Source organism: Microbulbifer mixtoriginis (SeqCode), assembly GCF_052467515.1.
Window position 1 is genome coordinate 3,571,020 of the sequence record NZ_CP174314.1, and the last position, 26,138, is coordinate 3,597,157.

Genomic DNA, 26,138 nt, shown 5'->3' on the forward strand with positions numbered 1-26,138 from the left:
ATAAAATATATTTCAATCGATTGCATTCAGAATTATTCAGACTCAAGTATTTTGGAAGCCATCACACTTTTAGCACGATTAAAGGTACCAAAATAGTTACTCTGTTCTCCTCCTTCTGTTTTCCGGCTATCAATCTTCATCAACGCCTTCTTCCATATCCACTCAAATAGCAACGCGGTTGATCTCGGAAAAGGGGTGAACAAGGGGTTAAATGGGTTATCACGCGCCTGCATCCAAACCGTCATTCGGTGTGACTTTTGCAGCGCCCTACCACGGCAATGGAAACCATAAACATTGCCAATGATAAGCGTATTTTTCGGCACGGATAGCTTCTCCGCTTTAAAACCCATTTCTGCCAGTTCCGGAGCACTTACGCGAAATGAGCCATCCCAATAGCGCCCTGGAGCACGATCGGCCCCTTTCTTACATGCTTCTAAACTCTGCCTGTATTCCCATTTGAGCCGCCTCCATGTCAACCGGTGGGAACCGGGAACATAAACAAATGAGCCATTAGTATCTGAAGAATCATCTATGTATAACCAGGCTTTTACACATGGATGAAACGTGTCTGCATGCAAATCCCGCTGAGGATCTGGACGTGGAGTGACGTTCGCATGGTTACATAAATTTTCAATATAAAAGAGTGGAGGTCGATTCTTTGAAGAACAATAACGCATCAATCTATCCAAACCTTTATGGGAATAAAGCCTTTGAAAGTTTGGTGTTTTAGCTCTCTCCGTAGAGTCCATAAAGACTCGTTGGGTAATGGTAGTTCCCTCAATAACCTCTCTGACAGGGGCCTTCAGCTCAATCAACTCTTTAGTCAAGCGTTGAAACTCAGCCTGAGAAAGAAAATTTTTCTTAAGTAAATAACCATTACGTATGAATTCACGTCGATCTTCTGAGGAGACCAAAGGAGATAATAGTAAAAGACGAAATCGAAAAAGCAGGTGGGCCAGAATAACTCTGATCACATGTAACCCACAGTGATTTAAGAAGCTATTGCCCAGCAGGGGATTATTCTTAAAGCTTTTACCCCAGCTGAGCAACTCAAAAATCCACTTTGGTACTTTCCAGCTTAGCCCAACCATAGAACGCCACATAACACTCCCCAAATTAAAATATGTTCTAAGCAGGTTTTAACCCCCACAAAAAAGAGGGAGGCCCAACAAAATCAAACACTCAAAACCGACTTATATTTGTTGCCACATCAATAGATAAAAAGTATTGAGCTAAAATTCAATACTTTAAAAATCGACTCCGATACCAACGAAACATCTGCAAGAAAAAGCTCGCCGATTGTTCAGGCTTGCGATTTTTTTGCAAGATCTCAATGTTGGTTTTTGCATCAATAAATTCACCGCTCACCGGATCCACATATACAGGATAGAAAAGTAGAGTACCAGCGATTAATTGCTCCAAACTTAACGCTCTTTGCCGCCGAAGTTTAAAAGACTGCAAATCGAAAGCGTCATATACTGGCAAACTGAGAAGTATATCTTCTGTAAGCCCCCAACCAGCATAAAAAGGAAGCCCATAAGTTACCACTTTGATTTCTCGCAACAAAGCCTCAAAACCACACAGTGAACTCATGGTATGCACTTCATCCACTTTATCCAAAAGCAGAGAAATATCACCTTTTTCAATTAAACTGTCGTAAAGGGATTTTGCACCTACAGGCATCCCCCCTTCTCTTGCACCTTCAACAACATCTGGGTGGGGCTTATAGATAATATGGGCACTAGGATTTCTCGTCCTCACCTCTTTCAACAAAGCATAGTTACTTTTTATTAGTGGCGATCCAGTGGCAATGGAAGCATCGCTCTCAACTTGACCGGGAATTAGAATAATTTTTTTATCCCTCGGAATCTCCAGCTCATAAGGTGACAATTCTCGACCAATGTTATATTTAGTTACTCTTTTATTTATTAAATTATCTCTCAATATTTTTGCTTGAATTAAACTTTCCGATGAAAATCTAGCACTATTGAGATACACTTCCAGATCACTGGAATAGCGGGCATCAAAATAAATACCACACGCATCCAGCACCAATGAGCTTGGTTTTACCAGGTCAGCACCCAAACCCGCTGAGCGTAGAAAACCATCTTCAATTCTCCATAAATTTAATTGATTTTGTTGACACTGCTCAACCAAAGTATCTGTAACCTTACTGGCCCACACCAAAATATTGGTATTAGGTCTGGTTATTGCAGCCCTATCAAGAGACCTGAAGAAAGTAATTCTAGATTTATCCCCCAAAAAATTGGGAATAAAACTGCGTTTCCATGGGGAAAATCCAATTCCTAACCATGTCCCCTGAAAACGTTGCCACTGTCTTTTTTGTTCCAAAATCAATGACAACGTATCTTCAAATTCGCATGTAACACCCGTATAAGGATTGATATAACGGCAATAGCGAAGATAGGCCGCACAGAAAATTTCAACCAGTGTTCGTTTTACATTGCGTCTGTTAACAAGCTGGCGATCCTTTGTGAGCCCCCAGCCTGCATAGAAAGGAACACCAAAACAGTGCACTTCCTTACCTGCGATCAATGCATCAAAACCCAGCTGACTGGTAACTACATAGACTTTTTCAACGCGGTCAAATATTGACCATGGAGATAAATCCTGTCCAATAATCCTACAGCCTTCTTGCTTTGCAAGCTCTTGCAAATAACCACGTTTTCTGCCTGAAATAACGTCAGGATGCACTTTGACACAGATCTCAGCACCTGGATTTTCAGTAATCGCACTTCGCAGCATTTCCCGGAAGTGCCTCTCGGAAGCCAACCCAGCGGTTATTGATATATCACCATAAGTCTGGTCTACCACTAGGATCGCCGGACGCTCATCTGCTAAATCCAGAGGGATGTCAACCGATTTGTTATATTTGCACAAACGGTGGGTGCGAAGAAGATGAAGTCCATTTTCAGCCCTATTGAGTTCTTCAACGCTAAAATCACTCGCACTGATCAAGCCCTCAAGATCACTGGGGCGAGAGGCGTCGTAATAAATACCGCTATAGTCCATGACCAAACTATGCGCTTGTGCTCCCTCCACTCCCAATCCCAGGGAGCGTAAAAAACCATCCTCAATACAGAAGTAAGGAAGTCCATTCCGTGAGGCTATTCGCTTTGCCTTTATCGACGTAGCCTTGAGCCCCCAGCCCACCATTTGGCTTACGTTTCTATTAGGCCTGGAAAATACATATTGACACTTAGCACCAAGAAAACGCTCTAGGGTACGCATTCTGCTAAGCCCTAAGGAGCAGTGCCCAACTACAGGCATTTTTTTGCCTCACTCAGCAGTTTTCCTCTTAAAGCATCATCAGCTGCCAATTGTAAAATGCCTTCTATCCAGAGTGATGGCTCCATAGGCAATAGAATTCCATTCTCCTGATGTCGAACCACCTTACCGTAGATATCCCCCTCCGCATAAATGCCCACCGCACTTGCCTGCGTAATATCATAAAATTTGGTATGGGATCTTGCCCTATTGAAGGGGCTGTCCAAAAGAGGAGCTAAGCCTATAGAACGTCCCGGCCTCCGTAGCAAGGATAAATAAGTAGGCCATTTCATGGGGTACAGTACCCGTACTCTTGGAACACCACTAAATAAACGATTTACATGTTTATCCCCAATAATCTCAAAGCTCAGATCCGGATTTTCTGCCATTACTTCTTTGATAATTGGATAGAGCCAGTTGATGTCCTCATAGTGGGACGCTGATCCATGATAGAAAATAGAAAGTTGCTGTCCTTTATCTAGATCCAGTGGCTCTGCCGACAATAATTCAGGGGACCAATCCCGATATTTATTCTGTAGAAATGGAGTTGAGACCAGTAATTTCGCCCCTATAGACTTTAGCCAACGCTGTTTGGACCAGCTATAGCGCAGGATTTTGGCCTGATAGCGCACTGGCATCCTCGCGAAGGCCGACCAATCCAACAAATCATCATCAAGAAATACCGAAACGCCAGATAACTTGCTTAAATTCTGTTGTGTTAGTGATTGCCAGGAACGAGAAATATAACGTACAAAAATGAGCTGCGCCCCTTTGAGCTCACCTTCAGAAGGAAGCTCATTGAAATTCAAGCGCTTGATATTTACCCCAAACTTGCGTAAGTAGGGAATAACAAAGTAATCGGTCGAGGGATTAGGCCCCTCCTCTACAACGATCCAACGGCTGACTACTTCCATTCATACTCCAATAGTTCAGGTAAATATAGGGTCATCACTTAAAAGGAAATATGATTGGCAGTAGTATCAAAACAGTTATTGAATAGGCAATTGTGAGGGGTAAGCCTGCACGTAAGAAGTCACGTAAATGGTAACCGCCCAAGTTTTGTACAATTAAATTAGTTTGATAGCCAAAAGGTGTCAGGAAGCTTGCACTGGCCCCATAGGCTACAGCCATCACAAACGGCATCCAACTAACGCCAAAGCTATCGGCTAAACTCCAGGCTAATGGAAATGTGAGCGCCGCTGCAGCATTATTGGTCATCAATTCGGTTAACAACAGAGTTAACAAAAAAATACCAATAACCCCAACAAATGGCCCGGCCCCCTGGAGTGAATCTCGCATTGACAGAGCAAGACTATCTGCCAGTCCACTACCGGAGAAAGCTTCTGCTAAGACTAACGCACTGGCAATAATGATCCAGATCTGGAATGGAAAGCGCCGTTGTAGTTCAGTGGTAGTAACGATGTTCAATATCACCATAAAACCTAGCAATACCACCAAGCCTTTTAGTAGTGAAAAGAACCCCAGAGCTGATCCTGCCACAACACTCGCAAACCCCAGCCCCAGTAACCAACTGTCCCTAGAAGTTAGTTGGCGTTGTACATCAGTACCACTGATTACATAGAAGTTCTTATCAATATTACGATGATGCTTAAAATCCTGCCCTACCGCCAAAAGTAAGGCATCACCAGGTTGAAGCTCAACCTCACCAAGCTTTCCGGACAGGCGATCACCGCCTCGGCGCATTGCCACCACGGCTGCATCGAAACGAGTTCGAAACTGACAACTTTTTAACGTTTCACCGACGATACTGGAATTGGGAGTTAGAACGACCTCTGTCAGGTCCATATGCAGAGTATCATCATCCAATGCAAACAAATGCAGCCCCTCTATAGCCTGGAGCCTTTGTATGTCACGTACATCACCACTAAAAATCAGCTTGTCACCACTACGAATAAGTTCGGTGGGGGCCACAGGGCTAATACTCTGCCCTCCACGGACAATCTCGATTAGGTAAAGTGTTTCGAGTTGGCGCAAATTATTTTGCTCGACACTACGACCATCCAACGGTGAAGCGGGAGTGACTTCAGCCTCCAACAAATATTGAGCCGCCTCCTCCTCTACAGCGCCTCCTTCGGGGAGTAGATGATTGCACAGTAACAATACTACCAGCCCTACCATAACCGCAGCACTACCAATAGGTAGGAAAGCAAAAAAGTCCAGTGACGCCGCCCCCCTATCCAAGACAAAGCTATTTACAATCAAATTAGTAGAGGTGCCTATTAGTGTCAGTGTACCACCGAGAATGGCTGCATAAGATAAGGGCAACAGGAGCTTACCTGAAGGATGGCGCTTCTGAGCCTTAACGCTGGATGCCAACGCTGCGACAATGGCTGTGTTATTTAAAAAGGCAGAACTCAGGGCGGTAGCACTGGTAAGTCTAAGTAGGCTGGATATTAACTTCCCACCGATCAAACCATCAGAGATCGCCCGGAGCCAGCGTGCTTTCTCCAAGCCAATAGAGATTAGTAGTAACACGACCAATGTCACCAAGCCGGGGTTAACCGCCTTTTGTAGCACCGACTCGGCTGGAACCAACCCGGTCAAAAAACATACAATAGCAGCAGAGGCAAAAACCAAGGAGGGACGAACACGAGTAAAAATCAGCGTAAAGATAACTAGACCGAAAGTGCCAGCAACAAATAATTGGGAAAAAGTCATAAAGTTGGGGGGTCGCTCTGGTTACCTAGATAGATATTTCACCTGACAGATATCTTTGGCAAAGGCAAACTATACTAAATCTGTTGCCGGCACCCAACGCCTAGCTTTGCTCCCAACCTCGTAATGAATCTAGTTCTTCCCGCAGGGGTGAAGATGGAAGCACATTATCCCAATAGCTTCTATCAGTGACTAAAGAGATTGGGTTGTTCAGCCCTAAGTATGCCAGTGCATGAACAATAAACCACCTGCTTATAAATTAAACAGGTATCAATCTAAAATTGCTCAAAAATTACTCAACAGATAAAAAACTACCCCCGAAAAACCTCCTCTAAACCCGATATGAAATCTGTGGCAACAAATCCAAGATGTTTTGCGCCAACTACGAGCAAACTCCCATAGTATATAGCTATGGATTATGGAATCACGACAAAACAAATGGCTACGTTTTAAAGAGGCATATTTTGAAGAACCAATACTATTTACGGTGCGTAGGCCAAATATTATCTACTAAGAAGCAATAATAGGAAAAGTCATGGGCTAAAATTAAATTCTTGGGCACACCCCAGAAATTCACAAACGCCCCTCAGCACGCAACTTTTTAACATTATATCGCATACACTCACACTACAGCACATTCCACTTATAGTAAGTAGTAAGTACTCTAGTAATATAGTCGGAGTCATCTGTGGAGCTTTGATAAGTCTGCCAATGCCCTCAAAATAAGCTTTTTATCGACTGACACAATCATTCAGCGCCACAAAGGAGCCTTTGTTTTTTCATTTAGACCTAAAGAAAAGTCTTCCCTGGTATGAGTTAAGAATGGGCTGTAGTAGGGATCCTTTCCCTCGTGTGTTGACCACCTGGTTTTTAAACACATTGCTTCGCGATCAAACCTAGCCCGCTTTTCTGGCGTATTATCAATACCACGACTAATAGATTCATGGTGATACATTTCTGCCCAAGGTGTCCATAAATTGCGATAACCAGCTTCCTTAACCTTCAAACAGAAATCAACATCATTGAAGGCCACCTCAAAATGTTGTTCGTCTAACCCCCCAACAGCTTCATAAATACTCTTTCGCACCACTAAGCAAGCAGCTGTAACCGCAGAGAAATTTTGTGTACACATCAGACGATTCATGTACCCTTCTTCATTGCGATGATAAAATTTATGAGGATGACCTGCTAATCGCCCCAGACCAACAACGACGCCAGCGTGTTGTATACGACCATCACCATAATACAATTTGGCACCAACACAACCTATTTCTGGCCTTAAGGCATGTGAAACCATTTCATCCAGCCAGTCAGGAGAAATCACTTCGATATCATTGTTTATCAGGCCAATAAAATCACCACGAACATGTTGGACACCAAAGTTGTTGATTGCCGAGTAATTAAAGGGTGCATCGTACCTGAGCACTCTAACATTGGGGTATACTTTCAACGCAGACAAATATTTTAGTGTTTTCGGATCAACACTTTGGTTGTCAAGAACCAGTATTTCATAGTTCCTATAGGTAGTATGATTTACAATACTTTCGATACATTGACGAAGTATCGATAACATATCTCGTGTGGGTATCAAAAGAGAAACCAGGGGTTCTTCTTTTTGAAGGGGCCAACGAAGCTTAAGAACCTTATGGTTTGTCACAGCCTTTACTTCAACATTTCTGCATCCTACATCATTTAGATACGTCTTTAAAATATGCTCACTCTTTTGTAAATATCTTGTATTATAAAAGGATTTCTGCCTGTGAAAAAGGACTCTAGGGATATGGATAATTTCCCGTTGCGGCTCCTTTAGCTTCCGTAAAGCCTGGAGGAATAACGAGTAATCCCATGCATCTTCAGAAAATAGACTATGAATTTCATAAATATTTACTAAACCAGGAGCAAAAAGAACAAATTCACCAATATAATTCCTTGAGAAGAATAGATCTGGATTCCAAGCAGGCTTGAAATCAGGCAAGCATCTTTTCCCAGCTTCATTAAGAAAATCCTCATCCGCATAGATTAGTTTTGCATGCGGCTTGCTCTGTAAGACATGCTGTAGACAAGTGAGTGCTTTGGAGGCAAGTGATGCACGCGGAGGACATAAAAGTTGGTAAGCATCAAAAGAGATAAGATTTACAGATATAGATTTATCAAACCATTTAATTTTATTATTTCCAATAACAATTTTATCAAGCGCGATAAAAGTGTCTATTTTAATTTCATCTGAAGGTAAAATAAAAAGTTGCCAAGATTTATAATCTTGATCAAGAATTGAATCGATAGTACTTCGAATAGACTTCAGGGGATCATTTATATCAATGGGCATTAACAATAGAAATTTGATTTTATCCGAGGAATCAAGCGGATCGGGCCAAAATGTTGGTTCTATTTTATTCACCCAATCTCTATAAGATACACGTACCCCAGCTGGTCTAAATGTGGCGTCGTAGCAAGCCCAACGGTTTGTGAGCCTGAATGGTACTTGTAATTGGCGACGCTTGAGTCGTGAGCGCATTCGATCACGAGCAAAAAAAAACGATACTCGAACAAGGGTTAATTGACGAATAGTAAATTTACACTCAGTTTGAGCGGGTGAAAACTGTAATTCTTCTCCTCCCCTAGCAAACCAAAGCAAACGCTTGGATATACGTCCATTACGAACAGGTAGGTGAAGCTTCTGAGATTTATTCCTGCCATTCTGCCGTAGGGTGAAAATCGCATTTAAATAGCTTAGATTAGACTCAATTAAAACCTCGACCATATACCATCCACGTGACATATATTTGTTGTCAACGCTAAAATTTGGCTGATTGGATGTTGATCTTCCTACTACGTTACCATGGATCTCATTCTTAACTTCCAATCCCTGAAGCGGAATTAAAAGTGGACGTAAATCGTATCTAGTGAAATGAGGGATAGTAATTTTTGAAATTTCAGTTTTCATAAAAACATTAAATAACTCTTCAATATTTTCATATCATTTGTTAAAGTACTGTGATCCTAGAAAAAAAACTATACTCCTGAACGATAAATTTAATTTATTTAAACTTAGATGAACCAAATAACCTAAAAAAAAGAGACTTGAAGTCTCTAGTAATACTATATTGTGTTATTGCAGCTTCTTGACTATTAAAATAAGCCTCTAGCTCAACATTCCCACCAGAGAAAATATGGACCATATATTCAGATCCATGGGATTTAGGAAGTGAATTTGGATATTTTAACTTCCAATCAGAGAAATCATATTTCAAGTAGCACATATATCTCTTGAAAATAGGCTTTAAAAAGGTTACATCTTCTTCCGAATACCATTCCCTCCAATTTCCATAGGACTTACTTCTGATAACTCCTTTGTGATTTTTATCAACGGAGATATTATTCTCAACAGGAAAGGTAAGATATTCTTCTAACTGCCCCAAATTTCTATCAATTAAATCCTCATATTTCAAAATAAGCCAGTCCTTATTAACTGCAGTGAGGAATTTTTCAACTTTTAGGTGTAGATCTGTAATTTTTTTTGCAAATCTTGAATAAGATTTGTGACTCTGGTTAAACAAAAAAAATGTAGGTATATCTTTTGGATATAACTCTTTATGCCTGACTAATCTGAGAGTCCTTTCAAATTTATTCTTATCTGGGTTATGTGCCCGGTGCCACCTATATAAAGTCTGACTTATGAATCTATCACGAGGATCCCTAACAATAAAAATTTTTTTATCGAAATAGTCCTGATAGCGTAATATCTTTGTGGGCGATACTCCAGAATCAAGTAAGGCTTTAACAATCTCATTATCATTTGATTCCACATGGCAATTTACTCCATCTTTAGAATACAGTAGAGATCCATTAGTTTCATAGATATCATATGGCTCAAAAACTTCCTGGGAGCTCCCATGAAGTATATTTTCCATAGATTTCTTCACCATCGTATGGAGAAAAGTAGTCCCAGATTTACTCAACCCATAAATTAAAATCCGCATTAAAAATATTCACTTTTGTAAAAAACAAAAATATTATTACTGCAAAGTATATTTCACACATGCCAGAAAATATATTCTTTATTTTCCAAGCTCAAGAATAAAGATAACCAAAAATATATTTATATTGCTGTAGTTGTTGGAAAGTTAAATTTTTAGTGATTGTCTCAAAAAAGGGTTTCCACTCTTGTTAATTTCATATTAGCTTTACACATACTTACACTACTCTTTCTGAACATATGTAAACATGAAATCCAATTAAATTTGAATTTCACAGTATAATTCCAGTTAAATTCCATTCCTTTAACATCCTAAATTGAAGTAAACTACCAGCCTTAGTTTATAAATGGAAGTACTTTAAACAATCGCCGACAGACTGTGATCCTAGATAAAAATTGAAAAGATTTTTTGCTTTTAGAACATCCAATTCAATTACTTCAAGTAGTTATAAATCGAAAATTAAGTGATTAATTCAGATATATTAACGTAATATCAGGTTTATCCGTCATATTTAAAAAAACAAATAAGTAAAAATAAACTTGTAAGAAAATAATCAAGGAGTAAAAGTTATATGAGATCCGCTTAAACGGGGTACATCAAACCTTACCCTTGTCCGCTCAGAATTATACATATAAATAATTGGTGATATCTTAAAAATTTAGCCTCCTTAAAAAACAAAGAACATAAATCAGAGAGAAAAAAACGGATTATTGCAATAATTACATTGATATTAATATAGCAATAAAACTAAAGTTAAGTAAAATCCACCATAATCTTTTGTGAAAATTTTTACTATAAAACTTAACTGTAAAGCTATGCAGAATAAATTTTTATATTGATAAACTCAGCAAGGTAATGGCTCTCTACCTTCCTCCTTACCCATCGATATATAATGAATCAATGGATTAAATCCACTATCTTTTACATCAGGATTACTATCAAGGTACCATTGACTATCAAAATTAGGGCCTGGGTTACGACCTTCAAAAGCGCCAAGTTTCAGATAGTGTAAAGCAGGATTATTGCCTAAAAATTTATCCTCAGTAACGTCTGGATAGGTTGTTAGGTACCATTCCGCATTAAATAAATCCGAGTGACAAATTTGTTCTAGTTCCTTTTTTTGTTTACGTAATTCTTTTGCCTTCCTTGCAAAAGGCATATTAACAAGAAGTCCTTTTTTATTGTTAGCGCGATTCTCTGGTGTAGCAATTTTTTTACTCTTCTCTTCTATAGACAATCGTAGATCTGTAATTACCATCTCCTTCTCTTCCAATAATTTAGTCAGCAATGCTAATTCTTTAAATCGTTCTTCAACCGAGCTTGTTGCTCCAGAAAGGTCGGATTTTAATGATTGTATACGCAGTTGTAATTGTTGTTTTTCTTGAAGAAGTTTATCACGTTCTTTTACAACAATAATTCTCTTCTGCTCAATACTCTTACAGCGAGAATCAAGTTCAGACAGCGACTCCTCAAGCCCCGCCTTACTTAGCTCTATTAATCTAAGCTTTTGTTCCGTGGATTTAAGTGAGCCTTTAAGATTCTTATTTTGTTCATCCCACTCTTTATTGCAATTTGATAGATCTTTTCTCAGATTATCAATTACTACATCACGATTTTTCTCAGTTTTCTTTTGTTCATCAAGTATTATACTTCGCTCCTCGAGCTGATGTTCCAAGTTTTTAATGGTTAGCTCAAGATTATTGATACTTTTCAGATAGTTATGGTACTTTTTCTCGTATAAAACATCCGCTTCATCTTTCTGTTTTTTAAGATTTTTAAGATCACTAACAAGCTTCTCCAGCTCAAGATTGCGATCATTCAAAGATTTATTTTTTTCATCAAATTCCTTTTCTAAAGATTTTAATTCAACTTCTAGGTTTTTATTTTTATTTACAACGCCTGAATAACTTGATTTAAGTTCAGAAAATTCGCTCTTTATGTGCTCTGAATTTTCTTGCTCTTTCTGTAAGCTATCATTTAAGGTGTTTTTTCTTTTTTCTAGATCATCTTTTTCAACCCATAATTTTTCATATCTTTTTTTATGTTCTGCAAGATCCTTCTCAAGTTTAAATTTAATATCTCGCATCTCATTTAAACTTTTGTTTTTAATTTCTAAAGACTTCAAACGTTGAGTGAGGTCATGATTTTGTTTTGTAGCATTTTCATATTTTTGCTCAAGCATACTAATATTTTGTTTGAGATTATCTGCCAACCGTTGTGATTGATTCTTCTCTTTTTCTTCAATCTCTAGAGCTTGTATCCACTGATCAAGCTCGCCCTCTTCAACAGTCAATTGTTGTAATTTATTATCTAAATCGAATATTCTTTGCTCGAGTGTTTCGACATATTTCCTAGTTTTTTCCAATTCAAGGTTGATTTTCTCAAAACTCTGAACATGCTTTTCAAGCTTGACTTTTTCGGTGTAAATGGAATCATACTTACTATGAGACGCTAAAAGATCCTTCTCTAATTTTTCTATACTTTGTTTTGATTTTTCCCAAATACCCTTCTGAGTCTTAAACTTTTCTAACTCCGAAGTAAGCTTTTCCTTCTCAACTGTCAAATATTTAATTTTTTTAGTATTTTCACCAAGTTGATTTTTTAAATCAGATAAAATGGTTCGGTCTTTTTCCCATTGTTGCTGTTTTATATGATATTCATGTGCCTGAACTGAAAGTTTATTATGTTCTTTTTTTGAAAGTTCATATTTTTGAGACAAATTAGTAAGGTCACTCTCTAGTTGTACAGCTCTAATCTTAAAAGGCTGCAATTCCTGAATTTCGACATTAAGAGTTTTTACTTGGCTTTTTAGATCTGCTGTCTCTAATAAATCTTTTTCAGCTTTAAGTTGATATTTCTTATAATCTATCTCTAATTTATCCGCATGACTCTTGACTTCTGCCCATTTATCTTGCTCAGCTTTAAGCTCCTTTATTTGATCTCTAAGTTTTCTTTTCTCTATAGAATCCGTCTCAGATTTACAAATTAATTCCTTAATTTTTTTCTCAAGATTTTCAATTTTAGTTTTAGCATACTCCCACTGTTTTTTTTCAAGATTAAGAGTCTTCAAATCATTCTCTAGTTTATTCCTAGCTGAAATAGAAGATTCATGCTTACGGCTAACTTTCTCAAGCTCTTTTCCCATTTTCTTAGCAAGAACTTCCATTTCACGTAACTCATGATGCTTCTCTCTTAAAGTTTGCACTCTATTTTTTAATTTTTTCTTAACTTCTTCTCCATCATCAAGTTTACTTTGTAAAATAGAAATACTTTTATGCAGCTGTTCTGCATGTTTTACCTCCTCCTGTCGTTGTACACTGATTCTTTGTAGTTGATTTTGAAGCTGCTCCTTTTCTGCACTAATTATTTTATATTTATTCTCAGACTCCTTAAAAGCTTCGTTTATTAATTCAAGTTTTTCTTGAGAAATTTGCGATCTTTCTTGTTCTTTACAAAGCAAATTAACTTGTTCTTTAAGATTGATTTTCTCACGTTCATTTTTCTCTTGCTTACTTACAAGATCAGCCTGTACTTTCTCCAAGGATTTTACTTGGGCCTGATATTTTTTTCTAAGTGAGTGTTCCTCATCAAAGAGTTGTATTTTCTCTTCTAATTTATATTTTGCAGAAAGTACTTTCTCATTTTCGGCTCTTAAATCTAAGCAATCTTTCTCAAGTTGCTTGGTCCGCTTTTGTGAAGACTTCCAATTCTTTTGCTCTATCTGAAAATCTATGATTATATTTTCAAGTTCATCTTTCTTAAAGATAACACTTTGATATTTAATTTCTTTTTCCTTAATTTCACTTTTTAATTTTTCTACGTAAATTTGAGCCTGGCTCCACAGTAATTGTTTTTCCTGTAATTCATGGATATCCTTTTCGAGGCTATTCTTTTCTGAAGTAACAGATTTAAAATTGCGCGTTATTTGTTCAAGCTCAATCTGCATCTTCTCAGCTTGATTGCGAATCTGAGAATAATCATTTTGCTTCTTCTCAATTTCATTTAACTCTCTTTCAAGTGCTAACTTATCCTTAATTATGTCTTCAGATTTTTTCGAGAGTTCCAAGTAACTTTTTTCAAATTCCTCAGACCGAATTTTTTCTTTTTGTCGCTGGTCTTCCTTTTCTACCAATACAGATTTTAAGCTTTCATTTAATGCACGCTGAGCATCTAGAGCCTCCTCTTTGTTATTAAGTGTTCTATTTACGTTATCCAATTGATCTGTCAAAGATGAGAGTTCTTTACCATGTTTTCTGCGGGATTGTCGCTCAATTGCTAGTTCAGATTCTAGCGACTTAATCTTCTCACCTTGTGATACTGAAGTTTTATTTTGAGACTGTCTTTCCTTGATATTTTTTGACAGCTCTACTTGTAATTTATCCACCTGCTCATTTCTTGTGGATAGCTGCTCATTTAAGGCCTCTATGCAAGAGTTGAGTGTGCTCCCCTTATCTCGTTGTTGCTCATACTTTTGTTGAAGGTCCTGTAGGCTATTCTGTGTCCTAAGCAATTCTTCCGCGATTGATTCAGATTTTAATTGGTACTTTGAAAGTTCACATCTATATTCCCCACTTGCTGCTTGCAACTGAAGTAGCTGTTGATTACGCTCATCCATCTGGAGGTACTGGTTTTCCAACCGTTGGCGTAGCTGAATTATTTCAGACTTTAATTCATCACGGAACTCCTGCAGGATACTAACCCGTTCAGCTAATTGACCCCTTTCTTGGGCATGTCGCTCTAAAGACTGCTCAAAACGTTGATTAAAAGTAATTAATTCATTTCGCTTGGATTCTAATAGATCTCTAGTTTTGTCATAGTTATCGCCTAATTTCTGAAGTTTCCCTTCGTTCTCATTAAGACGTGCCAGCAGAGCCTCAGCCTTCTGCTGGTATTCACCAGCAAATAAAGAGTCTTTACAAGTCTTTCCCAAACGAGCAAATACATCTCGAACAATCTTTATTGCTGAATTGGATTCACTCCGCTCAAAAAGTTTTACTAACAATGGACTCAACTTACTTCCTAATGAAACAACACCTAATCCCTCTCCATGTTGGAATATAAAAAATGGTTTATCTTGAGCAAGATTATTAAATGTACTAAATGTAGTATTACTTTTAACGCGTTTTGATATACCTGGTACCAGCAAAATACCATGAGGGGACATCTTAGAATACCAGCATGAAAGCAAGCTTTCTAAATCCTCATCGACATCAGGATTTACCAAAATTAAATCAATACTGGAATCATCAAATTGATTTACGGCTCTCATTAAGGGGCTGTCAAGGAAAAAAGAGAAACTATCATAATGCTTATCATTGTAGTTTCGTGTCTGATTTCGTAAGGATGAGCTTTCATTTATTTGTTCATTACAAATAACATAACAACAGCTATCTAACCTTAGTTGTTGTATAGACTGACAAAGTGCAAAGTGTGCTACCCCAGACTCCATTCCTAAGGAAACCGAAACTTTTGGTTGATGTGCCTCTGTTAACCAGAACAAAAAAGGGACATGCTCAAGCCAATAAGAAGTCTTAAGATAATCTGGCTTCCAAAACATGGAACTTTGAGCTAGAGTATTGATCGCTGGTTTTATAGCTAATTCAGATTGCATTTCTAAGTTCCTTTTTAGACTTGTATCCCTTGCAATTACTAATAAGTATAGCTTAGTTATTCTTTGTAACAATTATCCCGAAAATCTAATAACAAAATAACTTGTATTTTCTTTTGAAAAAGATGTGAAGCTTGTATTAGGGATAGGTTAAATTATTTAACTAAATTTATTAAGATGCCCTATAAAATATATTTTTATTAATCTAGGAGGAATCATTTTGATCTTAGCTAACTAATATTAATATTTTTTAAATATTAGAAACTTGTTATGATGAAATACTTAAGCCCCCAATAACTCCGAGTTTGTTGTGTACTTATTTAAGGGTTAGTTTAACAATTTGTAATGACACCCCATTAGTCACCCCTTGTGTCTTATACATATGCCGGAATGAAAGTACACAAGTAATGTGCCTGGCCAGTGGTATATCCTCAAAACTCTGCATTGGATCGGGACTCTCGACTCACCGTCGTGATATTTCAAAGAAAAATCTTGTAATCGCTCTGTAAACTTATCATGTTTCGTCAGACTGAAAATATACTATTGTTAAAACTTGCTCAGCTAATAGTGACTCTTCCGTATCTCTTTCTAGATTCTTAAAGTCACTAACTGAACTCCCGCCACCAATTACACTCGGTTTCTATGGATAAAAAATTCTAATTCGTTCCACTAAAAGATATTCATTATGAGTGTTATATTTAAATAAACATCAATCAAAGGTTTGATTGTTTAAAAAAAGACATATTTCTTTCGAGAGATTTTAGGTACTTAGGATCATTTTTTGTGAAATTCTTCAGAAATTGTGAACTTATAGAATCTTCTATATTATTTAAATTCTTCATGCGACCCAATCCCTTTTCTAAAGTTAGGTATTCCAAACTAAAGTTATGGTCTTTTACCCAGCGCTCGCATATGGTCTTCTCTTCTTTACGAATAGTATCATCCATCCAAACTTCAGCCCTGCTGGTCAACTTATTGAAAAGAGCAGGTAGCGCTGGGTACCGACTATATGGACAAGTAGCTCCCGGTGGTCCATCTATCCAAAGCAGATCAATATTATCAATTCCATCAAATAGAGACAAAGGATACCAGTGGCAAGGACTATTGGAATCGTCAGAGTTTAAATGTTTACCGCTCCAAAGTTCTAAATCACCAACTCTTAGATCAACCCAAGATTGTAAATACTCAACCTCGAGTGTAGATAATGTTTGAGCTCCATAATTATCGCTATGCTCAATAGAAATTAACTTACCCACTCCATTTTGGCGTAAAGCATCAGCAATGACCAGTGTAGAAGCACCGCTGCCCAACTCAACAACTATAGCTGGACGAGTAGACATAATATGTGTATGTAATAGAAGCAAAACGTCGGGAGATGCAGCCCATCCACGTAATGGTGGTAACTGCCCCTTAATTGACAGGCGTTTCTGAAGCCAGCTAAGGCTTTCAAGCTGAGCGTAAACACGATTCTGAACAGTTATTAAGTCTCGTGTAAGCTTACTAGCATTGTCTTTTCCTGATTGAATAATTTTCTCTTCAATACTTTTTAATATGGTATCAAGATCATCCAATTTCATTCTCAACTGTGAAGTTATTTTTTAGAATTACTTATAAATCAAGAAATATCAATATTCAAAAGTTATTACAATAGTAAACAGAAAATCCATTTGAAGAAAATCAATTATAACACATTTTTTAAAAGATCATAAAGATTAAACCAAATAGAAAGAGCGTTTTATGAAATATGATAGGTGTCATAGTTTTTGAAATTATTTTTATTTAAGGCATTTAAGACCATCAAGCGATCTTGTAGTTCCAAATCCTTTGTTTCTAATAAAATATCTTTAGAATATTCCCACCAAAGACTATCCAAAACTGATGAAAATAGAGATGAATCGATCCTGTATTTTATATGTCTTGCTGGTGAACCAGCAACTACGCTGAAATTACTAACATCTTTAGTAACAACAGCATTTGCTCCAATGACCGCACCTGTACCAATCCTTATCCCAGGTAAAATTATAGCTCCATCACCTACCCATATATCATTTTCTAAAATTACTGGACTTGTTGGTGTTTTTTTTGATAACCCCGGATAGGTTGTTAAATTTTTCATGGAGTGAGATCCTGCGCCAATGGTTACACGCCTACCAATAGAGCAATATCTTCCTATAAAGCATTGTTTTAAGTATCCACCCTCGCCTATGTAAGAATGTGCACCGATAAATGACCTAAATTGACCTGTTAATACTGAAGCGTTAAGCCTCACAGATTCTTCAAAGAAAGCATTCTTTAGCGCCTTTGGGCTTTTTATATTTATATATTCACAATCTAAGCTATCAATATATGTTGAATAATTTTCAGGTATGTTCGGTAGTTCCGATAAAAAAAGGGCTAATTTATCAAACAGTAAAGAGTTAATTGCATGCATAAATCTAACCCTCACTATAGAATATAATATGAATTAAATATCGAGTTTAATTAAATAGTATATCATAAATCTAAAAGAGTAAACATCATTGACAATTAATATCCATAATAAATATCAAGAATTTTCTGATTCAAGAAATTGATCTTCTATTTTTTTATACTCATGACAATTCGAAATAAACTCCTCCTCATCAACTGTAAGCTGTTCCACCGGAGATGAGTCTTTAGTAACTTTTTTTACTTTTTCAAGTGTGTTTTGAGGAGAAATTCTATTAATGCATTCGATAAAATCCGCATTATATTTGAGATTAAGAATATCGAAGATTGGGCGATAAACTTCAAATGGTTGTAATTTGTCGAGCTTGTCAACATTTATGAAAATTATTCTATCTGGATACTTCTCCTTTATTTCTGTATAAATTCGATAGCTATTCTTGTAGTTTTCAAAGAGATCTTTAAATGGCAATTTATTCCATTGTATGTTTTTTAAATTCTTTATACTTCTTAAAACATCATAGGCATTTCTTGCGCAGTAAATATAGATTGGCTTATTTATAGAAAATATTTCTTCATAGGTTTGATAATGTTTTTCAGCTCTAGGCGTCTTATTTCCAATAATTACTGCCTTATGTGATTTTTCTATTTGGTCAAATGTACAACGAAGAGTCCAATAATTTTTAACTAGCAATTCTTTCCGCAAAGGAATTGAATCTTCATCGACACGCTTGCTTAGGAAAGAAGAAATCTGTCGATTAGCAAGATTTAACAACATCTCTACATTGTAAAATTCATCTGTTATACAAATGTCGGGATGTACATTAAGCACTGTTGCACACATTCGTGTACCGCTTCTAGGATTACCAAAAATAATTACAGGCGGAGAATTTAACATTACGCAACTCCTTGAGAGTCATGCAAATTAAGAGTTAATAAGTGAAATATAATAATTTAAATCAAGCTCAATAATTTTTTCAGATTTTTGTAAGTAAATTTTTGAAGAGGATCTAGATTCAATGGTAATATCTAATTCGTCTTTTTCGCCTAATTGAACAAGTGTTAAAAAATAATCACTTTTAGTTTCGAATACAATACGTTGGCTTGGATGTTTTATGTTAAAATTTTTTGCGTAAAATCCTGGTTGAATAGAGCCAGTTGTTCTTTGCTCTGGGATATTATCTGGTTCATTAAACTGAAATTGTTCTATTCGACAGACTCTGACACCGTTTATGTCAATTAAATTAGCGTGAACCCCATCTATAGACGCCTTAAAGCAAGACCCTACATGAAAAAACTGCTCCATGCTTTGATGCACTCCATCCAATGTATCATAAATTAAAAATATATTAGGTTTCACCCAAATAATCAATCTGTCAATTGTGCATGACTGGTAGTCTGATATTTTTGCTAGTGCTATTTCGACTTCATTTAGATTACGATATCCAATTATTTTTGATCGGCCAATATTGCTCTGATAGTTTTGATTTTCTTGGGAGAGATTGATCTCAATTATTTCTTGATTTTCACCTTTAGGGCATACTGTATTGTGAAAAGATGTTTTTTTTATTTCTATTGAGCTATCTGTTTTTTCATAATTTAGAAATCCTGGATCAATAAAAACATCCTGACCTTTATAAAAGAGATTAAAGGCCCCATTATCACCATGTTTATGGACATGAGTTTTATAACCAGAGCAAAAGTAGGCCCAAACAATATCATCCGGATCTCTAAATATCACTTTATTTGCATCTTTCAGATACTTACTCGAAAGTCCTTGTGATGTTTTATATTTAACACCAGCATGAGTATCCCCGATGGCAGGGACTGAACCATCAGGTCTTGCAATGAGCATTGCATATGCCGAAGCTTTTTCTAAGACACAAGAGGCTAGTTTATATAAATCTGTATCTATGTAAGCTAAAGGGTCAATAACTTTCTCTAAGAAACTTAATAGCCAGAAATGATAGCCAGGGCTATTTTCAACATGGACACCATCAGAGGTTATATCTCTAGAGATAGAATGGTTCAGGCGAGCAATTAAATTTAGCTTATAGCTTGCTGGGTAATTTATGTGTTCACCATCAAGAGTATTAATAAGGCCTAATAATGAAAGATCCATCATCAGTCCGTGATTGTAATGGCTATAGTTTTTAATATCAGATAAGTAATCTCCATTTTTAATAAGATATTCAATAAGCTTATCGGGAATTTTTTTACCTGCATGTCGCATGCATACTAATAAATAACATAGAGATTGTGTTCTATTTGAAAATGCATGATCTCCATGCAAAATTTTTCTCATTTTTTTATTTATTTTTTTAAAACCTTGTGCTTCCCATTGATAAAATCCATCAAATAATTCAAGCGCATTATTTAGGTATATCTCGTTCTGTGTAATCTCATACGCATTAAGCAAATATGAAATTGGATAAAATGCGTATATATAGAGAGAATAGGTACTTTGAGCTGATGTAAATCGCCTCCACCATAAATCATTTAAACTAGTTACAGAGATATTTGGCAAAGTGGGGAATACTTTAATATTATTTCTAATTATTGAATCCGCAACCTGAACAGTGTCTTTTGTTATTGGGGTCAATCTAATTATTTTTTCTGAATTATAAAAATTAAAATTCATTTCAAAACCTCAAAATAGTGAAATTAGCCTATCAGAGTTTAATTTATGGCAAAATTTTCTTGTATAATTTTTCTGAAGGTTTGAATCATGGCTTTTATTTTTCTTTATATAATTACAAGCGGTGCTAATTGTATTGAAAATATAATTGCTATTATATATGTATTCACTCCCAGGCCAATTTAACAGAATCGGTGTTGAGCCAGAGGCCATACCCTCAGCAACCGACAAGTGAAAACTTTCATTATCGCTTACAGATAGAATCCAGCCAATTTTTCGAAGCCATTCATCAATTGGCCCAAATCCTTCGAAGATGACATTATTCATCCAGTTATTTGTTTCAATTCTTTTATATAGTTGCTTGTAAAAAAATAATTCATTTTTTTTTGCTTTAGAGTGCATCCATGGATATTCTTCTGGCCTTTTTCCTTTTATAAAAAGTTTATATCTATTATCGTTTTGGTATAGATCCTCAAAAATATCTAAAGCTCGATCTAGTCGTTTAGATTGAGGTACATCCCCTATCATACCCAAATTAAATTCTGAACCAGACAATTTCGGCTTGTCAAGAAACTCCCTGTCAATCATATTAAAGATCATTCTGCATTTATTTCTAGCAAGAGAATATTTTTCTACCATCAGCTCATAATAATAGGGTGACACGAAAATATAAAAATCTATATTTTCATGATTACATCTTTTAAGATGTTCAGTTTTTAACTCTTGAGCGTGGACACGTGTAATAAGTTTTTGTCCTTTTTTCTTGTTTTTGGAATACCAAACTAAATTCCCTAGTCCCCATTCACAAAAGATTACATCAGCCTGATTTAAAAGATCTAGGCTCTTTTCTTCATCATGCTTTTCATGACTTTCCCATTTATCAACTAAAACAATGAAATTTGTATTTTTTTTAACCTCGTTAATAAAAAATTTGGCAAATTTCAAATCATGTCCAGTTATCAAAATGACTTTTTTATCATCCTTAAATGTCAGTGTCTCTCTGGCTTTTTCGGCATTATGTTTACATGAATAACTTTCTGCCTCATTCTTATCTATTATGTAACGTCCTTTAATCATGCCATACATTGCATCAGCAATCCCTTCAATATTATCTTCGCTGAGGGACGCACCTCCCAACTTAGAAAGTATATCTGGGACATAACCATTCTTCATAGTAACAGCCAATACAGGTCTTTTGGCACCAAGGTAATCAGCTAATTTTCCTGGAAAAAATGGACTGTAATCCAGACCTTGCTCACTAAATTCTGCATCGCGTAAAAGTAAGCAATCTGCCTTAGTCATCAAAGTAAGGCTTTTTAAATAATCAACAGTTCCTTTAAAACTCACGACCTCTTTGAGGTCATATTCCTCAGCAGCCTTAATAAAAGAGTCATTGGCTCCATAGAAGTCAATTTTAATTCTTCCTTTTAGATTAGGATGCTTCTGTAGTAACCGTTGTGCTCCGAGCATAAATGGTTCAGATGTTCTCTTAAATTTATAAAGCATTCCGATATGCATGAAGCGAAAAATGCTTGTCTTTTCACCGGCTTTATTCTTTTTCTGTAATTCCTTTTCATACATTCGCTCATCAAAACAATGTGGAAGAACAAAAAATTTACTTTTTTTAATTGGTTTAGTTTGTGAACTTAAAACTATTTTTTGCTGATATGGATTCGTGACAATAATGCGATCTGCTTTTTGTAGGACTTCCTCTTCTAGTTGAATATCCTCTTTGAGCATGGGGAATTTGTATGAATGGTTATATGGATTTGCAGCTATTGGATCCCCGAAAGATGCTATCCAACGTAATTGAGGGTTAAGGTTTTTAATGGCCATTGCAGCCATATGTGAAATATTCTCATGTGAGTGAGAGAGTAATACTGAATAATGGTTATGATCTTTTAAGATTCTATAATAATCGATTACTCTTTCTACAAAGTACATTCTTGATTCAGTATTTCGTGCATCTTCCGAGGGTACCGTTACTTCGTATCTATTAAAGCAACTTAATGAGTAATTAAACATTCTCTCGTTGTCAGGTATCTCATCTCGGTAAGCCTGAATTACATCAAACTCAAAACATGTGTCTTTTAAGCGTTTAAATAAATTGAATGCTGATGAACTCTTATAGGGAGGGAAATGCCAAGATATCAATAATATTTTCTTCTTCATTTTTTAAAGATGCCCCCAATAGATAAAGTCCTCTAAGGCTTCCGGAATAATGTTATCTTTCATGTCAGCTTTTAATACGTTTTCAGTGTTGTAAAAACTATTTTCTGAAGGATAAAACTTCTTTGCAAAATTCATAGCATAAGTAATAGAATGAGAAGACTGGTTTAAGTAATGATAAGCTGATTCAAAGTTTTCTAGTTGAATAAATAATTTTTTATTTTGAGCTGTTTGTTCTTTAAATATTTTTTTTGCCTGGTCTATTTCTTTTTCATTTTTAGCTGTCAAAGCCAACGTGGCATCTGGATATGAAATTTTCACGTCTAAACCAATTAAATTACATAATTCTTGGATACGATGACCATAAGTGTGAGATCTCATAACTCTTCTAACTCCACAGCGTGAAAGATTTCGGTATTCATCTGGAGACCTTTCTAACTCCCCAAGTTGACTAGTAATTGTTTTGTTATTCTTGGGCATGATAACAATATCACCAAATAATTTTCTAACACCAACTGAATCATTGCTTATAACTGGAGTACCTGAAGCTAGCGATTCATAAACTCTACGGGCAAACATTGTTTCCGAATCTTGAACCGAATTAATATTTACTTGATATTTATAACCTTGGTGAGCTTTCCAAACTTCAGAAGGTATTAAATTTCCAATAATGTTTTCTTGATATTTTTCTGGGAAAATAAATTTTTTGATATTTTTTCCAAAATTTCGATCGAAAATATCAAATTCTAAGCCTGCGTTTTCTATTTGATCAAATATAAATTTAAAATCGGAGCATCGTTTAGGTTTATCCTCATAGTATGACCCAGCAAATACTGTTTTAGGTTTTCTTATGAGAATACTTCGTGGGTTATGAATTTTCGGCTGTGCAGCAAAAGAGAGTGGATACACATCAATACCATAATCCTTCTTATAAATAGGAATCATATTACTATCTGTAGTAATTGCCACATCAAAGAGCTTAGCAATAGGGCCGAATTTTTGATAGTGAGGTGGATCCTCTTTATTCCAAAAAATTGTAGGAATATTTTTCTTTTTGCAGAAAGTAAGTAGTCCACTAAGCTTTTTTCCAGCTCCGCTACCCTTACTAAGGGTTCCCCAATTATTGTTGTTTCCTTTCCAACAGCTTTCAACTAAAAGAAAATTAGGATGATTCTTTTCTAATTCATAAGCCCAATTTTCTTGTGTTATCTTTATTAAAATAACCTCATGCTCTAAACATTCTGTAGTAAATTCATCCAGAATACATGCGACAACTAAATCTTTAATTAAACGCTTATGAGTAGGTTCATGAACAATTGCTGGAGGCATAGGCTGACGCTTTAAGAACTCTTTCTTACGAAGCATTTCTGCTTCTTTGTTATAGCATCTACCAAGAATACGTATATCAATATGTTCACCTGACTTCAAACCAAGACTTGCAACGGATATTGCCACACTCGCGACATCATCAGGAAGATTCAATTTGAAGATTTCTTTTACATCATCCTCTAGTGAGTTATTATTTTTATTCAAATATCGAAAATGTTGATCAAATGCAGCAGCAATTCCAACCCCAGGAATACGCTTAATGATCTTTTCAAATTGATCGAAAAATTGGAAGAGAACTACGGCTTTACGCGTAGTTTGAGAATTACTAACATGATATACAATCGTCGAAGATAATTCTAGTATTGATCCATGTATAGGAATTTGTATTTGAGCAACATCTTCTCTTGTATTTTCTTTTAGTCTAATTGTTTTTTCTTTAATATACTGAGCTTCATTTATTAATTCTTGTTTTTCAGTTTTATTTTCAGTATATTTATTTGATGGTCCATTTGGAAATTTTTCACTCAACCTATTTGTAATTGGTTTAACATTTTTTAAATAAGAATTAGATCGATTTTCATTAAAGTCAGCTCGTAGTTGATCTTGATTGGCCAGCTGAAAACTTATGTTAGAAGAAGCTCCTTCTAAAGTTTCTATTTTTTTTCCAAGCTGCTTTACTTCCTCCTCTCTATCTTCGTAATTTCGTGAAGACTTAAAACATTTTGGCTGAAAGTTTTTGGTCTTTAACTCCGAAACTAACTCTGAGATATAATCTTTTAATAATGGAATTTGATTCGTATTTGAATCAGGAACATTTAATGAATTATGAATGCATTTCACTAAATTATTGATATTTCCGGATTCGAATACAGTAATATTTTTATTTTTCCCTACAATTTCATTAAGTGGTACTACATCTGATACTACAAGCTGCTTCCCAAATGCAATGGCTTCTGCAACCTTTATCGGTGAAACTAGTTCACATACGGCTAATTTTTTACGTGGAATTACAACTGTATCGATAAGTGCATAATAATCAGCAACCAATTCATGTGGTACTCGTCCTACCTGAATAAACCAAGATTCATTGGAAATTCTTTGTGGTGTTGATATCGTTTCATTTACTGGTTCATAATCTCCTACAAGTAGTAATTTGATTTTCTCTTCTTGGATTCTTAACTTTTTACAAGCATCAATAAGTAAATCTATTCCTTCATATGAAGAGAAACTACCAATATACCCTACAACCTTGTCATCATCATTTATTCTCAGCTTAGCCCTCAAATTAGAAATACTTTGCCTAACTTTTGGAACCTCACTTATACAGTTAGGTACAATAGATATTTTATTATTGTCCAATCCACGTTTTGTAAGCTCGGCTTTCATTCTTTGGTTTAATGTAAAGATTTTTATTGCTTTACTACTTACAAAAGAATTACGATCTGCTTCTATTTGAAAATCCAAAGTTTTTTCAAAACCAGGTTCTCTGGCTGCTTTTGAAAGCTCCCAAAATCCTCTAACCTCATTATAAAAAGGCAATTCCAGTGATTTAGAGGCAATCCATGCTGGCAAGCCGACCGTATAATCTGAAGCTGCTAATATAATTTCTGGCCGATAAATGCTAAAAAGGTCTAAATAACAAGCTACACTTGCTTCAAGTGAAGCTTGTTCATTGTTAGGAGGTATGTCATTTTTCCATCGGCTATGAATATATCTTACTCCATTAATTGCAACCTCTGGATTAATTGAGCCTTTTTTTACCCCCAACTCCCATGGTCTACCAGGGCGAACAAAGCAAAGAGTTTCTAATCCATTTATATTTAATGCTTTGGCTATCGCTTGTGTTCGTATTGAATAACCGTTGCTAGCATAACTTTGTCCGTGGCTGACTACATAGGCAACACGACCTTGAATTGGTAAATACACATCCTTTATAAGACGACTAGCAAGATCTTCAGCGTGTTTTAATAATACATCCATATTGAGTTCTGCCCAACGGTTTGAAAGTTAGAGGGATCAAACGCTTTGC

13 protein-coding genes are annotated in these 26,138 nt (G+C 36.0%); all 13 read right to left on the minus strand.

The window, feature by feature from the left end:
• Positions 1-32 precede the first annotated feature (32 nt).
• Positions 33-1,103, minus strand: coding sequence for a phytanoyl-CoA dioxygenase family protein (locus ACJJIT_RS15440; protein WP_444898953.1), 1,071 nt, complete (start codon positions 1,101-1,103; stop codon positions 33-35).
• 136 nt (positions 1,104-1,239) lie between these two features.
• A complete protein-coding gene (locus ACJJIT_RS15445; RefSeq protein ID WP_444898954.1) occupies positions 1,240-3,252 on the minus strand; it encodes a capsular polysaccharide biosynthesis protein in 2,013 nt (670 codons plus the stop codon).
• A 29-nt stretch (positions 3,253-3,281) separates the two neighbouring features.
• Positions 3,282-4,202, minus strand: coding sequence for a glycosyltransferase family 1 protein (locus ACJJIT_RS15450; protein ID WP_444898955.1), 921 nt, complete (start codon positions 4,200-4,202; stop codon positions 3,282-3,284).
• A 34-nt stretch (positions 4,203-4,236) separates the two neighbouring features.
• The gene (locus ACJJIT_RS15455) at positions 4,237-5,967 is read right to left on the minus strand and encodes an SLC13 family permease (protein WP_444898956.1); all 1,731 of its coding nucleotides are present in this window, start codon (positions 5,965-5,967) and stop codon (positions 4,237-4,239) included.
• Between the two features lie 748 nt (positions 5,968-6,715).
• The gene (locus ACJJIT_RS15460) at positions 6,716-8,908 is read right to left on the minus strand and encodes a glycosyltransferase family 2 protein (RefSeq protein ID WP_444898957.1); all 2,193 of its coding nucleotides are present in this window, start codon (positions 8,906-8,908) and stop codon (positions 6,716-6,718) included.
• 94 nt (positions 8,909-9,002) lie between these two features.
• A complete protein-coding gene (locus ACJJIT_RS15465; protein ID WP_444898958.1) occupies positions 9,003-9,944 on the minus strand; it encodes a sulfotransferase domain-containing protein in 942 nt (313 codons plus the stop codon).
• A gap of 841 nt (positions 9,945-10,785) precedes the next feature.
• Complete coding sequence (locus ACJJIT_RS15470) at positions 10,786-15,552, minus strand: hypothetical protein (protein WP_444898959.1); 4,767 nt, start codon at positions 15,550-15,552, stop codon at positions 10,786-10,788.
• Between the two features lie 710 nt (positions 15,553-16,262).
• Positions 16,263-17,126 (minus strand): class I SAM-dependent methyltransferase, encoded by an 864-nt coding sequence (locus tag ACJJIT_RS15475; RefSeq protein ID WP_444898960.1) that lies wholly within the window; start codon positions 17,124-17,126, stop codon positions 16,263-16,265.
• A gap of 158 nt (positions 17,127-17,284) precedes the next feature.
• Positions 17,285-17,980, minus strand: a complete 696-nt coding sequence (locus ACJJIT_RS15480) for a CatB-related O-acetyltransferase (RefSeq protein ID WP_444898961.1) — start codon at positions 17,978-17,980, stop codon at positions 17,285-17,287.
• A 114-nt stretch (positions 17,981-18,094) separates the two neighbouring features.
• On the minus strand, positions 18,095-18,871 hold the full coding sequence (locus ACJJIT_RS15485) for a sulfotransferase (RefSeq protein WP_444898962.1): 777 nt from the start codon (positions 18,869-18,871) through the stop codon (positions 18,095-18,097).
• Positions 18,872-18,898: 27 nt separating this feature from the next.
• Positions 18,899-20,614 carry a heparinase II/III domain-containing protein gene (locus ACJJIT_RS15490; protein WP_444898963.1) on the minus strand — a complete coding sequence of 572 codons (1,716 nt, stop codon included), beginning with the start codon at positions 20,612-20,614 and terminating at the stop codon, positions 18,899-18,901.
• A gap of 9 nt (positions 20,615-20,623) precedes the next feature.
• On the minus strand, positions 20,624-22,783 hold the full coding sequence (locus ACJJIT_RS15495; protein ID WP_444898964.1) for a glycosyltransferase: 2,160 nt from the start codon (positions 22,781-22,783) through the stop codon (positions 20,624-20,626).
• Positions 22,784-22,786: 3 nt separating this feature from the next.
• Complete coding sequence (locus ACJJIT_RS15500; RefSeq protein WP_444898965.1) at positions 22,787-26,089, minus strand: glycosyltransferase; 3,303 nt, start codon at positions 26,087-26,089, stop codon at positions 22,787-22,789.
• Positions 26,090-26,138: the final 49 nt, after the last annotated feature.

What these genes read in the sequence shown, in the direction of transcription:
- ACJJIT_RS15465 (WP_444898958.1), bottom strand. Translation starts at nt 9,944, where the DNA reads ATGCGGATTTTAATTTATGGGTTGAGTAAATCTGGGACTACTTTTCTC.
- ACJJIT_RS15455 (WP_444898956.1), bottom strand. Translation starts at nt 5,967, where the DNA reads ATGACTTTTTCCCAATTATTTGTTGCTGGCACTTTCGGTCTAGTTATC.
- ACJJIT_RS15480 (WP_444898961.1), bottom strand. Translation starts at nt 17,980, where the DNA reads ATGCATGCAATTAACTCTTTACTGTTTGATAAATTAGCCCTTTTTTTA.
- ACJJIT_RS15460 (WP_444898957.1), bottom strand. Translation starts at nt 8,908, where the DNA reads ATGAAAACTGAAATTTCAAAAATTACTATCCCTCATTTCACTAGATAC.
- ACJJIT_RS15440 (WP_444898953.1), bottom strand. Translation starts at nt 1,103, where the DNA reads ATGTGGCGTTCTATGGTTGGGCTAAGCTGGAAAGTACCAAAGTGGATT.
- ACJJIT_RS15490 (WP_444898963.1), bottom strand. Translation starts at nt 20,614, where the DNA reads ATGAATTTTAATTTTTATAATTCAGAAAAAATAATTAGATTGACCCCA.
- ACJJIT_RS15470 (WP_444898959.1), bottom strand. Translation starts at nt 15,552, where the DNA reads ATGCAATCTGAATTAGCTATAAAACCAGCGATCAATACTCTAGCTCAA.
- ACJJIT_RS15500 (WP_444898965.1), bottom strand. Translation starts at nt 26,089, where the DNA reads ATGGATGTATTATTAAAACACGCTGAAGATCTTGCTAGTCGTCTTATA.
- ACJJIT_RS15485 (WP_444898962.1), bottom strand. Translation starts at nt 18,871, where the DNA reads ATGTTAAATTCTCCGCCTGTAATTATTTTTGGTAATCCTAGAAGCGGT.
- ACJJIT_RS15450 (WP_444898955.1), bottom strand. Translation starts at nt 4,202, where the DNA reads ATGGAAGTAGTCAGCCGTTGGATCGTTGTAGAGGAGGGGCCTAATCCC.
- ACJJIT_RS15495 (WP_444898964.1), bottom strand. Translation starts at nt 22,783, where the DNA reads ATGAAGAAGAAAATATTATTGATATCTTGGCATTTCCCTCCCTATAAG.
- ACJJIT_RS15445 (WP_444898954.1), bottom strand. Translation starts at nt 3,252, where the DNA reads ATGCGTACCCTAGAGCGTTTTCTTGGTGCTAAGTGTCAATATGTATTT.
- ACJJIT_RS15475 (WP_444898960.1), bottom strand. Translation starts at nt 17,126, where the DNA reads ATGAAATTGGATGATCTTGATACCATATTAAAAAGTATTGAAGAGAAA.